This window comes from uncultured Tateyamaria sp. (assembly GCF_947487805.1).
Taxonomy (GTDB): Bacteria; Pseudomonadota; Alphaproteobacteria; order Rhodobacterales; family Rhodobacteraceae; genus Tateyamaria.
In genome coordinates this window covers 621,917-636,205 of the sequence record NZ_CANKXW010000001.1, presented here as the reverse complement: position 1 = coordinate 636,205, position 14,289 = coordinate 621,917, and the positions used below count along the sequence as shown (strand labels likewise).

Annotated in this window: 20 protein-coding genes; 3 read left to right on the top strand and 17 right to left on the bottom strand. The window is 60.6% G+C overall.

What is annotated here, in order from left to right:
- Positions 1-36 precede the first annotated feature (36 nt).
- From Q0949_RS03215 to rplO, 10 genes are all read right to left on the bottom strand, one after another.
- A complete protein-coding gene (locus Q0949_RS03215) occupies positions 37-1,320 on the bottom strand; it encodes a replication-associated recombination protein A (protein ID WP_299369482.1) in 1,284 nt (427 codons plus the stop codon).
- 25 nt (positions 1,321-1,345) lie between these two features.
- Positions 1,346-2,722, bottom strand: coding sequence for a trypsin-like peptidase domain-containing protein (locus tag Q0949_RS03210; RefSeq protein ID WP_299369480.1), 1,377 nt, complete (start codon positions 2,720-2,722; stop codon positions 1,346-1,348).
- Positions 2,723-2,837: 115 nt separating this feature from the next.
- Positions 2,838-3,257 (bottom strand): 50S ribosomal protein L17, encoded by a 420-nt coding sequence (gene rplQ, locus Q0949_RS03205; RefSeq protein ID WP_299368474.1) that lies wholly within the window; start codon positions 3,255-3,257, stop codon positions 2,838-2,840.
- Between the two features lie 133 nt (positions 3,258-3,390).
- Positions 3,391-4,407 carry a DNA-directed RNA polymerase subunit alpha gene (locus Q0949_RS03200; RefSeq protein ID WP_299368471.1) on the bottom strand — a complete coding sequence of 339 codons (1,017 nt, stop codon included), beginning with the start codon at positions 4,405-4,407 and terminating at the stop codon, positions 3,391-3,393.
- Between the two features lie 113 nt (positions 4,408-4,520).
- On the bottom strand, positions 4,521-4,913 hold the full coding sequence (gene rpsK / locus Q0949_RS03195) for a 30S ribosomal protein S11 (protein WP_299368468.1): 393 nt from the start codon (positions 4,911-4,913) through the stop codon (positions 4,521-4,523).
- Between the two features lie 12 nt (positions 4,914-4,925).
- Positions 4,926-5,294: a 30S ribosomal protein S13 gene (gene rpsM, locus Q0949_RS03190; protein ID WP_299368465.1), complete on the bottom strand. Its 369-nt coding sequence runs from the start codon at positions 5,292-5,294 to the stop codon at positions 4,926-4,928.
- 188 nt (positions 5,295-5,482) lie between these two features.
- Positions 5,483-5,815 carry a DUF6693 family protein gene (locus Q0949_RS03185; RefSeq protein ID WP_299368462.1) on the bottom strand — a complete coding sequence of 111 codons (333 nt, stop codon included), beginning with the start codon at positions 5,813-5,815 and terminating at the stop codon, positions 5,483-5,485.
- A 61-nt stretch (positions 5,816-5,876) separates the two neighbouring features.
- Positions 5,877-6,524 (bottom strand): adenylate kinase, encoded by a 648-nt coding sequence (locus Q0949_RS03180; protein ID WP_299368459.1) that lies wholly within the window; start codon positions 6,522-6,524, stop codon positions 5,877-5,879.
- 24 nt (positions 6,525-6,548) lie between these two features.
- Positions 6,549-7,913: a preprotein translocase subunit SecY gene (gene secY, locus Q0949_RS03175; RefSeq protein ID WP_299368456.1), complete on the bottom strand. Its 1,365-nt coding sequence runs from the start codon at positions 7,911-7,913 to the stop codon at positions 6,549-6,551.
- A 113-nt stretch (positions 7,914-8,026) separates the two neighbouring features.
- Positions 8,027-8,497, bottom strand: a complete 471-nt coding sequence (rplO, locus tag Q0949_RS03170; protein WP_299368453.1) for a 50S ribosomal protein L15 — start codon at positions 8,495-8,497, stop codon at positions 8,027-8,029.
- A 292-nt stretch (positions 8,498-8,789) separates the two neighbouring features.
- Here rplO and Q0949_RS03165 point away from each other — a divergent pair, with 292 nt between their 5' ends.
- Complete coding sequence (locus tag Q0949_RS03165) at positions 8,790-9,431, top strand: hypothetical protein (protein WP_299368450.1); 642 nt, start codon at positions 8,790-8,792, stop codon at positions 9,429-9,431.
- A gap of 155 nt (positions 9,432-9,586) precedes the next feature.
- Entirely contained in the window at positions 9,587-10,324 is a 738-nt protein-coding gene (locus Q0949_RS03160; RefSeq protein WP_299368447.1) for a hypothetical protein, read from the top strand.
- Here Q0949_RS03160 and Q0949_RS03155 read toward each other — a convergent pair.
- The gene (locus tag Q0949_RS03155; protein WP_299368445.1) at positions 10,269-10,913 is read right to left on the bottom strand and encodes a 2-hydroxychromene-2-carboxylate isomerase; all 645 of its coding nucleotides are present in this window, start codon (positions 10,911-10,913) and stop codon (positions 10,269-10,271) included. The genes Q0949_RS03160 and Q0949_RS03155 overlap by 56 nt on opposite strands.
- 84 nt (positions 10,914-10,997) lie before the next feature.
- On the opposite strand from Q0949_RS03155, the gene Q0949_RS03150 reads away from it, so the two are divergent.
- Positions 10,998-11,741: a VWA domain-containing protein gene (locus tag Q0949_RS03150; RefSeq protein ID WP_299368442.1), complete on the top strand. Its 744-nt coding sequence runs from the start codon at positions 10,998-11,000 to the stop codon at positions 11,739-11,741.
- Between the two features lie 35 nt (positions 11,742-11,776).
- Here the strand turns inward: Q0949_RS03150 and rpmD are convergent, their stop codons facing one another.
- From rpmD to rpsN, 6 genes are all read right to left on the bottom strand, one after another.
- A complete protein-coding gene (gene rpmD, locus Q0949_RS03145; protein ID WP_299368439.1) occupies positions 11,777-11,965 on the bottom strand; it encodes a 50S ribosomal protein L30 in 189 nt (62 codons plus the stop codon).
- A 5-nt stretch (positions 11,966-11,970) separates the two neighbouring features.
- Positions 11,971-12,552 (bottom strand): 30S ribosomal protein S5, encoded by a 582-nt coding sequence (gene rpsE / locus Q0949_RS03140; RefSeq protein ID WP_299368436.1) that lies wholly within the window; start codon positions 12,550-12,552, stop codon positions 11,971-11,973.
- Between the two features lie 100 nt (positions 12,553-12,652).
- Positions 12,653-13,012 (bottom strand): 50S ribosomal protein L18, encoded by a 360-nt coding sequence (rplR, locus tag Q0949_RS03135; protein WP_299142412.1) that lies wholly within the window; start codon positions 13,010-13,012, stop codon positions 12,653-12,655.
- A gap of 11 nt (positions 13,013-13,023) precedes the next feature.
- Positions 13,024-13,557 (bottom strand): 50S ribosomal protein L6, encoded by a 534-nt coding sequence (gene rplF / locus Q0949_RS03130; RefSeq protein WP_299368434.1) that lies wholly within the window; start codon positions 13,555-13,557, stop codon positions 13,024-13,026.
- A 12-nt stretch (positions 13,558-13,569) separates the two neighbouring features.
- Positions 13,570-13,962 carry a 30S ribosomal protein S8 gene (rpsH, locus tag Q0949_RS03125; RefSeq protein WP_299368431.1) on the bottom strand — a complete coding sequence of 131 codons (393 nt, stop codon included), beginning with the start codon at positions 13,960-13,962 and terminating at the stop codon, positions 13,570-13,572.
- 13 nt (positions 13,963-13,975) lie between these two features.
- On the bottom strand, positions 13,976-14,281 hold the full coding sequence (gene rpsN, locus Q0949_RS03120; protein WP_299368428.1) for a 30S ribosomal protein S14: 306 nt from the start codon (positions 14,279-14,281) through the stop codon (positions 13,976-13,978).
- Between the last annotated feature and the right edge of the window lie 8 nt (positions 14,282-14,289).

Below are 14,289 nucleotides of genomic sequence, written 5' to 3'. Positions count from 1 at the left end.
TGGGCGCAAAGAGTCAAGGTCGCGCCCGTGCCGGGCCTAGCTGTTCCGCTTGGTCCGCAGGCGCGCAAAATAGTCGAGCCGCTTTTTCAGATCCCGTTCAAAGCCGCGTTCGACAGGTTGGTAGAGGTCAGGCCGGTCCATCCCGTCGGGAAAGTAGTTGGCGCCGGAAAACCCGTCCTCGGCATCGTGGTCATAGGCGTAGTCCTTGCCGTAGCCCTGATCCTTCATCAATGCGGTGGGCGCGTTCAGGATGTGTTTGGGCGGCGGGTGCGATCCGGTCTGTTTGGCGGCGCGGCGCGCGCCCTTGTAGGCGTTGTAAGCCGCGTTCGATTTGGGCGCGAGGGCGAGGTAGACCAGCGCCTGCGCCAGTGCCAGTTCGCCCTCGGGGCTGCCGAGGCGTTCGTAGGTTTCCCAGGATTGCAGGCACACCGCCTGCGCCTGCGGATCGGCGAGGCCGATGTCCTCGACCGCCATGCGGGTGATCCGACGAGCGAGGTAGCGCGGGTCCTCGCCCCCCTCGAGCATCCGTGCAAACCAGTAGAGTGAGGCGTCAGGGTCCGACCCGCGCACCGATTTGTGCAGCGCCGAGATCAGGTTGTAATGCGCATCGCCCGATTTGTCGTATTGCGCAGCACGGCGCATCAACCGTGTGGCCAGAGCCTCCCGGTCCAGCGCACTGTCCACCGTCCACGCGGCCACCTGTTCGATCAGGTTGAGCAGCGCGCGCCCATCCCCGTCCGCCATCTCCAGCAGCGCGGCCCGCGCACCGGGATCAAGCGGCAATGGTTTGTCCAGTTCCTGCTCGGCCCGTTGCGCCAGCAATTCGAGGTCATCCAGATCAAGCCGCTCGAGCACCAGCACCTGCGCCCGGCTGAGCACAGCGGCGTTCAGCTCAAAGCTTGGGTTTTCGGTCGTGGCCCCGACCAGCAGGATTGTCCCGTCTTCCATATGCGGCAGGAACCCGTCCTGCTGCGCCTTGTTGAAACGGTGGATCTCGTCCACGAACAGCAGCGTGCCCTGCCCGTTCTGGCGCCGGATCCTGGCGCCCTCGAACACTTTTTTCAGATCCGGCACGCCGGTAAAGATGGCGCTGATCTGGACAAAGTGCAGATCAGTTTCATGGGCCAGCAGGCGCGCGATGGTCGTCTTGCCCACACCCGGAGGGCCCCAGAAAACAAGGCTGCTCAACGCGCCTGAGGACAGCATCACTGACAGCGGCGCATCCGGCCCCAACACCTGACGCTGCCCGATGACCTCAGACAGCTTTTGCGGGCGCAAGCGGTCGGCCAAGGGGCGCGGGCCCGTGTCTACCGCAGCCATGTCGGAGGCAAAGAGATCCGCCACCTCAGAACCGCAACACGACGCGGCCGCCACCGCGCAACGCCCGTACCGTGGTGCCACGCCGCGCCTCGCGCAGCGCGTCGACAGCATCCTGAGGTGTGACGATATCGCGCCGGTCGATGCGTTGCAGGATGTCGCCCACCCGCAGGCCCACGCGCCGTCCCACCGATCCCAGATCGGTCACAACGACACCCTGCGCGCCCAGCGGCAGGCCCATCTCGGCAATCACAGCCGGGTTGATGCGCGACACCGAAAGCCCCGGCAGGTTCGCCGTCTCCGGCAAGGTGATGGCCCCGCGCGGCGGGTCTTCTGGCGGCGGGATCAGCCGCACCGTCACCGTCTCTTCTGTGCCGCCACGCAGGCGCGTCATCTGTGCGGTGTCCGCGCTGCTGGCCACGCTCATCCGGTAGAGCATCTCGCCCGGACTGCCCACGGTCGCGCCGTCGACATCCAGCACAACGTCGCCAACCTGGAACCCCGCATCGACCAACGGGCTGGCCGGATGCAAGCCCGCCAGCATGATGCCACCGGGACGGTCACGGCCCAGCGTCTCGGCCAGATCGGCATCTACCGCCTGCCCTGTGGCCCCGGCCCAGGGGCGAACAAATCGGTCATTGCCCTCGCGCGCTTGTCGCACAAAGGCCGCAACCAGATCGGCGGGAATGGCAAAGCCAATGCCGTTCGATCCACCCGACCGGCTGAGAATACGCGTGTTGATGCCCAACAGCCGCCCGCCCATATCCACAAGCGCGCCGCCGGAATTGCCCGGATTGATTGGCGCATCAGTCTGGATGAAATAGCCCGCGCCGCGCCCGCCGGACCCACCAGACCGCGCGAGCCCCGACACAATGCCCGACGACACAGTCTGACCCACACCAAAAGGGTTGCCGATGGCCAGCGTCAATTCCCCCACCTCGACCGTCTCACTGTCGCGCAATGGCAAGAACGGCAGGCTCTTCGCGCCCTCAATCTGAAGAATGGCCAGATCGCTCTCTCGATCACCGAGCAGCACGCGCGCCTCATACTCCCGCCCATCGTTCAATACGATGCGAATGTCCGTGGCCTGACCAACCACGTGATAGTTCGACACGACAATGCCATCCGCGCTCAGGATCACGCCCGACCCAAGCGAGTTCTGAACCCGTGGCTGCGGCGTGCCGAACCCTTCAAAGAAACGCTCAAAAAACGGATCGTCCGAAAACGGCGTGCGGCTGCGCGCCTGGGTGACGAGCTTCACATAGATGTTGACGACCGCAGGGGCGGTTTCGCGCACAAGCGGCGCAAAACTCAGGGTAATCTCGGACGCGCTTGTCGGCACGCGGGTCTCGGCCACAGCCCCCAAGGGCAACAGACAGATCAGAAAGGCAAAGAGGTGCTTCATTGTTCCAAAAATATGCAAATCCCACGTCCGCAATTCAAGCGCATCCACCCGCTATAACGCAAAAACCCCCGCCGCATGGGCGAGGGTTTTCGATCCAACCGCAGGACGGGTTGGCTTATTCTTCGGCTGCGTCCTCGGCAGCGACGCGGGCCTTGTCAGCCGCACCTTTGGCATCGCGGTCACGGTCCACAAATTCGATGATCGCCATGGGCGCCATGTCGCCATAACGGAAACCGGCCTTGAGCACGCGCACATACCCCCCCTGACGTTCGGCGTAGCGGGGGCCGAGAATGTCAAAGAGCTTGGCAACGTACTGCTCTTCCTTCAGCTTGGACGCGGCCTGACGGCGGGCGTGCAGATCACCGCGCTTGGCGAGCGTGATCAGCTTTTCCACGATGGGGCGCAGTTCCTTGGCTTTGGGCAAGGTTGTCTTGATTTGCTCATGTTCGATGAGCGAGCCTGCCATGTTCGCGAACAGCGCCTTGCGGTGCTCATGTGTTCGGTTCAGGCGGCGGTAACCACGTGCGTGACGCATTTTCTAGTCTCCAATCTGGTGCCCTCTACGGGCGGTTTTGCTTTGTCCGGCCTTTGATGCGTGTCTCAGGCTCTCCTTGGGGTGTCGCCACCCGGTCGTGATGTAAGGTGGGCACTACTGCCCACCCTACGGCTCAAAAGTTGTCTTCGAACTTCTTGGCCAGATCTTCGATGTTGTCCGGCGGCCAGTCCTCGACGTCCATGCCAAGGTGCAGACCCATGCCCGACAGCACTTCCTTGATCTCGTTCAAGGATTTGCGGCCAAAGTTCGGCGTGCGCAGCATTTCGGCTTCGGTCTTCTGGATCAGATCGCCGATATAAACGATGTTGTCGTTCTTCAGGCAGTTGGCCGAACGCACCGACAGTTCCAGCTCGTCCACTTTCTTCAGCAGAAGCGGGTTGAACTCGAGACCATCGTCGTCGTCCTGACGCGATGCGGATTCAGGTTCATCGAAGTTGACGAAGATGCCCAACTGGTCCTGCAGGATGCGCGCGGCAAAGGCCACAGCGTCGTCCGGCGTGATGGAGCCATCAGTTTCGACCTTCATGGTCAGCTTGTCATAGTCCAGCACCTGGCCCTCGCGGGTGGGCTGCACGTCATAGCTGACCTTCTTGACCGGCGAATAGATCGCGTCGATCGGGATCAGGCCGATGGGGGCGTCTTCGGGCTTGTTTTTGTCCGCCGACACATAGCCTTTGCCGGTGTTGACCGTAAGTTCCATGTAGACGTCCGCACCATCGTCGAGGTGGCAGATGACCAGATCGCGGTTCAGGATCTCGATGCCTGCAGACTCAGAGATGTCACCCGCTGTCACAACGCCCGGACCCTTGGCGGAAATCGACAGACGCTTGGGTCCTTCGACCTCCATGCGCAGCGACACCTGCTTGAGGTTCAGGATCACGTCGGTCACGTCCTCACGGACACCGGCGATGGACGAAAATTCGTGCAGCACGTTGTCGATCTGCACGGATGTGATCGCGGCACCCTGCAGCGACGACATCAGTACGCGACGCAGTGCGTTGCCCATGGTCAGACCAAAGCCGCGCTCCAGCGGTTCGGCGATGACAGTGGCCTGGCGCGCGGGTTCATTGCCCGGCTTGACGTCAAGCTGTTGCGGCTTGATCAGTTCTGCCCAGTTCTTGTGGATCATGCGTCCCTCCATTCCTGTCTGCGTGCCATGTCCCAACATGCAGACGCCCGAGGTTTCAAAAAGCGGATTGGGGCCGTGCGCAAACGCAGGCCCCAAAGGTGTTCAAGTGTCACTTAGACGCGGCGACGCTTGGGCGGCCGGCAGCCGTTGTGGGCAATCGGTGTCACGTCACGGATCGACGTGATGTTGAACCCAACTGCGGCCAGCGCGCGCAGTGCGCTCTCGCGGCCAGACCCGGGCCCCTGCACTTCGACTTCTAGCGTTTTCACGCCGTGGTCCTGTGCTTTCTTGCCGGCGTCTTCTGCTGCCATCTGGGCGGCATAAGGTGTCGACTTGCGCGAGCCCTTGAAGCCCATGGTGCCAGCGGACGACCAGCTGATCGCGTTGCCTTGCACATCCGAGATCAAGATCTTGGTGTTGTTGAACGAAGAGTTCACATGCGCCACGCCTGCGGCGATGTTCTTGGAGACCTTTTTCTTGGCTCCACGGCGGGTATCACGTGCCATTGGTGCGTCTCCTTATTTCTTCTTGCCGGCAATGGCCTTTGCGGGGCCTTTGCGGGTGCGAGCGTTTGTGTGTGTACGCTGACCGCGAACGGGCAGGTTACGACGGTGCCGCAGGCCGCGGTAGCAGCCCAGGTCCATCAGACGCTTGATGTTCATCTGCGTCTCACGGCGCAGGTCACCTTCGACGGTAAAGTTCTCGTCGATGTGCTCGCGGATCTTCAGCACTTCGGCGTCCGACAATTCGTTGACACGGCGTGTCGCGTCGATACCGACGGCTTCGCAGATGGCTTTGGCGGATGTGTTGCCGATACCCGTGATATAGGTCAGGGCGATCGGAACGCGTTTGGCTGTGGGGATGTTGACCCCTGCAATACGTGCCACGTGGGCTTTCCTTCTCGTTGCGAGCCCGTAGTTCCGGGCCCTTTTTTCACAACATAAGGCCCAAGGATTTTGCCCCCGGGCCTGCCGCTGATCAGGTGATCCGACGGGACGCGTTCCCGTCTTTGATTCTCGTTAGAGATGGCGTGAGATAGGCCTTGATCGATGGGGCGTCAACCCCGCCTTCTCAATCACACGGCTTTCAGTTCTACCGCATTGAGAAGTCGACGGATAACAGCTGCCCAAAACACAAGGTAGGCCAACCCGAGTGTGACTATGGACAAGATAAGCCAGATCAATGCGTGCCCAAGGATGTCGCCAAAACTGAACTCGACACTCACCCTCGAAATCACGTTTCCGTCGCGATCCAGAACATAAGTTCGGTTCATCGGCGCTTTGAGGAAGTAGTAGGGTAAGACAAATGCAGCCAACCCGAACGTCACGACCGTCAGGATCAGCCATACAATAATCATGCCCAAGGCCTCACCGAGTGAGAAATCGCACCTGAACTTGTGACCCAACATAAAAGCGTCTCCCTTTTAGATGGAGGCTGATGCGTATCAGCGTCCAATGCAACCGTAAGGATTAGCTCTTAAGAACACCCACGATTGCCGCCTTCACATCCGCGATCTCTCCCAGCCCATCAACCTTCGTCAACTGGCCCTTGGCATAGTAGTAGCCGATCAGCGGAGAGGTCTTTTTGTAGTATTCCATCAGACGGGTTTTGAGGCTCTCTTCGTTGTCATCCGCCCGGCGCTTGAACTGGTTTTCGGCGCTGCAATTAGTGCACTTGCCATCGGCGGGGATCGGCTTGGTGTTGTCGTTGTAGACCTCACCACAGGCCCCGCAGGTCGAGCGGGCCACGATGCGGGCGACCAGCGCCTCGTCATCGACTTCCATCTCGATCACGGCGTCGAGACTCTCGCCCTTTTCGGCCAGCAGATCGTTCAGCGCGTCGGCCTGGGCCAGCGTGCGGGGGAAGCCGTCAAAGATGAAGCCGTTCGCCTTGACCGTCTCAAGCTGTTCGCGGATCAGGCCGATGACGATCTCGTCCGTGACCAGCGCGCCACGGGCCATGACGTCAGCCACGATCTGGCCCATCTCGGTGCCGCTGTCCTTGGCCGCACGCAGCATGTCGCCGGTCGACAACTGCACCATGCCGCGTTCTTCCACGAGGAAACGCGCCTGCGTTCCCTTGCCCGCACCCGGCGGGCCCAAGAGGATAATGTTCATCTGCTGTCCCCTCCCCGTACCGCCTTAGCGGCGCACGGGGCTCCGTTTGCGGCGGCCTTTTGACCCTTTACCGCGCAGTTGCGATTTCTCGATCAGGCCCTCGTACTGGTGGGCAAGCAGGTGGCTTTGCACTTGCTGGATCGTGTCCATGGTCACCGATACCACAATCAGGACGGACGTACCGCCAAAATAAAACGGGATGGCAAACTGGCCGCGCAGGATTTCCGGCAACAGGCAAACAGCCGCCAGATAGGCCGAGCCCAGAACCAGCACGCGGTTGACCACATATTCGAGGTACTCGGACGTCTTCTTGCCGGGACGGATACCGGGAACAAAGCCGTTCTGGTTCTTGAGGTTGTCGGCCACGTCATCGGGTTTAAAGCTGACGTTGAACGTGTAGAAGTATGCAAAAAACACGATCATCGCGACGAAGAACAGCAAATAGAGGGGCTGACCCGGGCCAAAGTTGGCCAAGAGCCACGACATCACCGGGTTGGTCGAGTTGCCCGAGAAGGTCGATATCGTGACCGGCAGCAGGAGCAGCGACGACGCAAAGATCGCGGGGATCACGCCTGCGGGGTTGACCTTGACCGGCAGGTGGGAAGAGCCACCGTCATAGACCTTCATGCCCACCTGACGGCGCGGGTACTGGATATGGATCTTGCGCAGGGCGCGTTCCATGAACACTACGAACATGATGGTCGCGATCACCATGACCAGCACGCCGATGATCACCGCGGGGCTGATCGCGCCGGACCGACCGGAGGCAAAGAACTGCGCAATGGCGGCGGGGACTTCGGCGATGATGCCGACAAAGATGATCAGCGAGATGCCGTTGCCAATGCCGCGTGCAGTGATCTGTTCACCCAGCCACATCAGGAACATGGTGCCACCGACCAGTGTGATCAGGCAGGCCATGCGGAATTCAAAGCCGGGATTGGTCACCAGATCACCGGACTCCAGCGAGACCGCAAGGCCGTAGGCTTGCAAGGTCGCCAGCGCCACGGTGCCATAGCGGGTGTACTGGTTGATCTTCTTGCGACCCTGTTCGCCCTCTTTCTTCAACTGTTCAAGCTGCGGCACCATCGAGGTCAGCAGTTGCACGATGATCGAGGCCGAGATGTAGGGCATGATCCCGAGGGCAAAGATGCCCATACGACCCAATGCACCACCTGTGAACATGGACACCATGCCACCGATCCCCTGCCCCGCGCTTTCCATGAACTCGCGCAGCGCGGCACCGTCGATGCCGGGCACGGGGATAAATGTGCCCAGACGATAGACGATCAGCAGCCCAAGCGTGAACAGGATGCGGTTTCTAAGGTCGGTGGCCTTGCCAAGAGCGCTCCAGCTCGTGTTGGCGGCCATATTCTCGACGGCTGATACCATTGGGTGGTGTCCTTTGGTAAAACGCCGCCCGGGCCGTTTTCCGGCGGGCGGCGTGGGGAAAACTTTGACCTATGTAAGCGGCATACGCGCCGCTCACAAGGCGTCAAACAGGCTTACTCGGCGGCCGCCGTGGCAACGGCCAGCGTGCCACCCGCTTTTTCCACGGCATCCACGGCGGATTTCGAAGCACCGGTCACCTGAAGATCAACTTTGCTTGTGATCTCACCCTTGGCCAGAACCCGCACACCATCCAGTTTGCGACGCACCAGACCCGACGCCACCAGAGCGTCTTCGGTGATTGCAGCCTTGGCGTCGATCTTGCCCGCGTCGATGAACTTCTGGATCAGGCCCAGGTTCACAACGGCATAGGATTTGCGGTTGGGTTTGTTGAACCCGCGCTTGGGCAGACGTTGGTAGAGCGGCATTTGCCCGCCTTCGTACCCGTTGATGGCCACACCCGAACGGGATTTCTGACCCTTGATACCACGGCCACCCATTTTGCCGGTGCCGGAACCCGGACCGCGGCCAACGCGTTTACGGGGTTTGGTTGCGCCAGGATTGTCGCGCAGTTCGTGCAGTTTCATATCGCTTCTCCTTGCCGGATGTGGCCCCCGAAGCGTGATGGGCCAACCACGGCGTTTCTTGATTTTGATTCTGGGCGCATCAGCGCCACCGGGGGCGTATAGACCCCACGCCCGCCCCAATCAACCCCCCGCGCGGGCACGCCAGCACGGTAAGGAATTCCAGACTCCGTTTCCCGCACGCAAACCCCATATTGAACCTATAGAAAGCACGACCGCGGGCACCTCATTTCAGCCCGCAGCACATTTCAAGACTGCCGCGTTCTCGCGGCACCGTATTTTTCGGAGTAACGAATTGCTTGAAGCCCTTTTTCAAGGCGGTGATGCTTTGCGTACGGCCGGCATCATCTCAGCGCTCCTGAGCTGCTTTGCCTTTCTGCCCTATATTCGGGACACGCTGACCGGGCAGACACAACCGCAACGCGCCTGCTGGCTGATCTGGTCGCTGCTTGGCTCGATCGCTCTTGGCTCGCAGATATACGAGGGGGCGTCCGCCTCGCTCTGGTTTGCCGCCATCCAGGTCGGTGGTACGATTGTGGTATTCCTGCTTTCCATCGCGCGTGGGTCGGGGCATTTCCTCAAGCCCGGAGACGGGTATGTGCTGGCGGCGGCCGCAGTCGGAATGGGTCTGTGGATGATCACCGAAACAGCCGTCTATGCACTGGCGATAACGATCACGATTTCGATGCTTGGCGGTGCTGTCACAATCCGCAAAGCGTATCTTGCTCCTCGGTCCGAGACGATGTCGATGTGGGTGTGTTCGTGCATCGCGGCAACGTTCGCGGTGCTGTCGGTCGGGACGCTGAATTGGGTACTGCTGGCCTATCCGATCTACCTGCTATGTCTGAACGGGGGCATCGTGGTGTCGATCATCATGGGGCGCACGCGGCCCGCCTTGCAGCATACGGACACGTCCATGATACCGCGCCAGGGTTGAATTTTCCCGATGTACGGTCAAAATCTGGTGAAAAAATCCGAGTACGGCACAATAGAAGGCTGGGCGTAGCCAAAAATCGCGTATAAGCGATATCAAACAAACGCCCGAAAATCGGGCATTCGCGCAGTGGGTTGACACCCTTGGAGACAAGCGTCTTGCTACAGGATCTTTTTCAGAACCCGGTGGTCTTGCAGCGTGCGGGTGTCGCGTCTGCCGCGCTGAGCATCTACGCGTTCTGGCCCTATATTCGCGACATCCTCCTGAACCGTACGCGCCCGGACCGGGCCTCGTGGTTGATCTGGGCCTTGCTGAGCGCCGTGTCTTTCCTGTCCCAGGCCTATGAGGGCGCGGACGGGTCGCTGGGCTTTGCCGCGACGCAAGCCGCAGGGACGGTCATCATCTGTGCACTGACATTCTGGAAGAGCGATGGCCTGCGGTTCCGCAAGGAAGACAGCCAGGTTCTGACGGCCACGGCTGTCGGCATATGGCTTTGGGCCGAGATGGAGACTGCCGCCTATTCGTTGATGGTGACAATTGGCATGTCGTGCCTTGGTGGCGCGCTTACGGCGAAAAAGGCGTTTGACGACCCGGATTCTGAAACAATGTCGACCTGGGTGGCATTCTTTGTTGCGTCCTTGCTGGCGGTGGTGGCCATTGGGCGGATCGATTGGGTTCTGCTGGCGTATCCGGTCTATGTCATGGTTCTGTCCGGCGGCATCATAGTCGCGATGGTTCTCGGGCGCATGCGTGCGCAACAGCCGGATCTACCGTCCATACCTCCGGTTCCCGCCCCGGCACCGGACCCCGGCTACAGCAGGCAGCAGCTGACAATGTCGATCATGTCGCTTGAACGGGCGGGTTCGTCCAACGGGTCGGCGCAAAAGGGTTCGTGATCGCGCGCTCGAGCATCTCAAGCCGGTCTTGCCCGTAGAACGCTTCGGCCCCAAGCACATATGTTGGCGATCCCATAACGTTGAGCGTCAGCGCATCCTGCGCGTTCTTTTCATATCTTGCGGCAATCTCCTGTCCACGAGCCCGATCCATCAACGTCTCCGCGTCATGGCCCAGTGCTGTGGCAATTGATCTGAGCGTGGACGCATCCGACAAATCCGCGTCGTCACGCCAATGCGCCTCGAGGATGGCATGGGCCAGCGCGTCCACATGCGGCCCGCGGTCTCCGAGGGCAAGGATCATCCAACTGGCCAAGTTGTAATCTGCATCGTGATGGGTCGGGCGAAAGGGTACAATCGGGACATCCCGCCACTCTGCCCAGCGTTCGATCTCTCGGCCAAAGAAATAATCGACGTGGGCTTGGGTCCGTTGCGCAAACGGCAGACTCCCCTGCGCTTCGACCACCGGTGACAGCGGAATGGGCCGATGCACCAGTGTCAGCCCGTGGTCTGCACAGATCCGCATAAGACGTCGGGACCCAAGATAGGCAAAGGCGGAATGCGCGGAGTAGAAATAGGTAAGCTCGGTCATGACGTGCAGGCTAGGTGTCACAAGTGGGTCAGGCAATCCGTGTTCGGTTGATTTATGCGCAATCGCAATGGCAAAGTTCCGACCATGAAAGCCCTGCGCACATTTATGGCATCTGCCGCCGTTGTGGCGATGTTGCCCACGACGTCCCTGGCCACTGGATGCGCGCGCGACGCGATGCTGGTTTTCGACGGATCGGCGTCGATGGACGAGCTCAGCTTTGACATCTCCCGCAAGACCCGCCTCGTTGACGCGCGGGCTGCGCTACGCGACGCCTTGCCCGATATCACACCGTTCCGCCGGGTCGGGCTGCTGACCTATGGACCGGGTGGCGCGGCCGACAGCTGTGCCAATATCAACCTGCGCTTTGGACCGCGAACGGACGCAGGCGCGGACATCATCGCGCAAATCGACAGCTTGCAGCCCAAGGGGTTGACCGCGCTTGCCGCCTCTGTCCGCGCGGCAAGCGAGGCGCTGCAACATCGCGACAAACCCGGCATTGTCGTGCTGGTCACCGATGGCAACGAAACATGCGGCGGGCGCCCCTGCGCGCTGGGGACTGCACTGGCTGAAGAAGCCCGCGACCTGACTGTCCACGTCATCGGATTTCAGGTGGTCGTCGATTTTTTCAGCTGGGACAATCCCGAACAACAGGATGTCGGTGCTGGCAACACCGTCGCCAAATGCCTCGCTGATCGAACGGGGGGGATATACGTCTCGACCGAGACGGTGGATGAATTGGCCGATGCGCTGCGTGTCACGCTCGGGTGCGCTCTCATCGGGGCTGCGCCAAAGCAAAACGCCCCGCAGTTTCCCGCGAGGCGTTTGTAACCATCGGCAGGGCGGGTTTTCACCCCGCCGCGCCCTCAGTCTTTTTCTTCAATGATCTCGACCATGTGAGGGATCGAGTTGATCATGCCGCGTACCGAAGGTGTATCCTCCAGCTCGCGTGTCTTGTGCATCTTGTTCAGGCCCAGACCGATCAGCGTCGCGCGTTGTTTCGCGGGACGACGGATGGGGGAGCCGATCTGTTTGACGACGATTGTCTTTGCCATCTGACTTAAGCCTCCTCAGCCACTTGAGCGGATTCGTTTGGTGCGTCGTCCCGCTTGGGCAGGATGTCAGCGACTTTCTTGCCGCGACGTTGCGCGACACCACGGGGCGACTGCTCTTTCTTGAGGCCGTCGATGGTGGCACGGATCATGTTGTACGGGTTCTGCGAACCGATGGACTTGGACACAACGTCCTTCACTCCCAGCATTTCGAACACGGCACGCATCGGACCACCAGCGATGATCCCGGTCCCCTCAGGGGCTGTGCGCATGACGACCTTACCGGCGCCGTGGCGACCTTCCATGTCGTGGTGCAGGGTGCGGCCTTCGCGCAGTTGCACGCGGATCATTTGACGTTTGGCCTGCTCGGTGGCTTTGCGAATGGCCTCGGGGACCTCTTTCGCCTTGCCTTTGCCGAAACCGACGCGGCCCTTCTGGTCGCCTACGACAACCAGAGCGGCGAAGCCAAAGCGCTTACCACCCTTGACGGTCTTGGAGACGCGGTTGATCGCGACCAGGCGGTCTGCGAATTCGGGGGCCTCGTCGCGGTCGCGGCGGTTGCCCCGGCGGTTATTGTCACGTTCTGCCATGAGAACATCCTTTGAATAGGTGGCTTGCGCCAGTTTGCTCAATCCTGGTGGGCACATGCCCCCGGATCATCGGGGTGGCGCGAACGCCACCCTCAGGGTCTTAGATCTTGAGACCGCCTTCACGCGCGGCGTCGGCAACTGCCTTCACCTTGCCATGAAAGAGGAAACCACCGCGGTCGAAATACGCTTCTTCCACGCCTGCCTTCTTGGCACGCTCGGCAATCGCTGCACCCACTTTGGTGGCCGCTTCGATGTTGTTCTTGCCGACGACGCCCAAATCTTTCTCGAGCGTCGATGCCGCGGCCAGTGTCACGCCGTTCACATCGTCGATCAGCTGAACGCTGATGTTCTTGTTGGAACGGTGAACGCTCAGGCGCGGACGCCCTGCGTTGACCTTGCGAAGTTTGTTCCGGACGCGCAGGCGGCGCTTGAGGAACAGGGTCCGTTTGCTGTTTGCCATCTGTCTGGTCCTTACTTCTTCTTGCCTTCCTTACGGAAGATGAATTCGCCCTTATAGCGGATGCCTTTGCCCTTGTAGGGCTCGGGCTTGCGCCACTCGCGGATGTTGGCCGCAACTTGACCAACCAGCTGTTGATCGATGCCTTCGACAACGATTTCGGTCTGTTTGGGGGCGGTCACGGTGACACCCTCGGGGGCTGTGTAATCCACGTCGTGCGACAGGCCGAGGTTCAGCTTGAGCGTATTGCCCTGCATCGTGGCCCGGTAACCCACACCCTGGATCTCCAGCTCTTTCTTGAACCCTTCGGTCACGCCGACAACGCAGTTCTGCACCTGCGTGCGGGACATGCCCCACTGCTGGCGCGCGCGCTTGGACTTGCCGCGGGGCTCGATTGAAACGACATTGTCTTCGACCTTGAGGGTCACGTCGTCGGTGGCCGTAAAGCTGCGGGTCCCCTTAGGGCCCTTCACTTCGATCGTCTGCCCGGAGACGGATGCGGATACACCCGAAGGCAGATCGACCGGTTTCTTACCAATACGAGACATCTGCTGTTCTCCTTAGAAGATCGTGCAAAGCACTTCGCCGCCAACATTGGCCGCACGTGCGTTTGCATCCGACATCACACCCTTGGAGGTGGAGACAATCGACACGCCCAGACCCTGACGGACCTGAGGAATGTCACCGACACCCATATACACGCGACGGCCAGGCTTGGACACGCGCTTGAGTTCACGAATAACGGGCTCGCCCTCATAGTACTTGAGGCTGATCTCGATGGCCGGGTGGCCATCGTCACCGGTGATTTCTTCGAAACCACGGATGTAGCCTTCGTCCGCCAGCACTTCGAGCACGCGCACACGCAGTTTCGACGCAGGCGTCGATACCACGGATTTGCCGCGCATTTGGCTGTTGCGGATGCGGGTGAGCATATCTGCGATAGGATCGTTCATGAGTATCTCTCCCTTACCAGCTGGATTTCACGAGGCCGGGGATCTGACCTGCGGAGCCAAGCTCCCGCAGAGCGATCCGGCTGATCTTCAGCTTGCGGTAATACGCATGCGGACGACCTGTCAGCTGGCAACGGTTGTGGAGACGCGTGGCGCTGCTGTTGCGGGGCAGTTTTGCCAGCTTCAGCGACGCGCGGAAACGCTCTTCCATCGGTTTGCTTTCATCGCTGATGATTGCTTTGAGCTCCGCACGCTTGGCGGCGTACTTCTTCACCAGCTTTTCGCGCTTCACTTCGCGCGCGATCATGGATTTTTTAGCCATATCTTTTT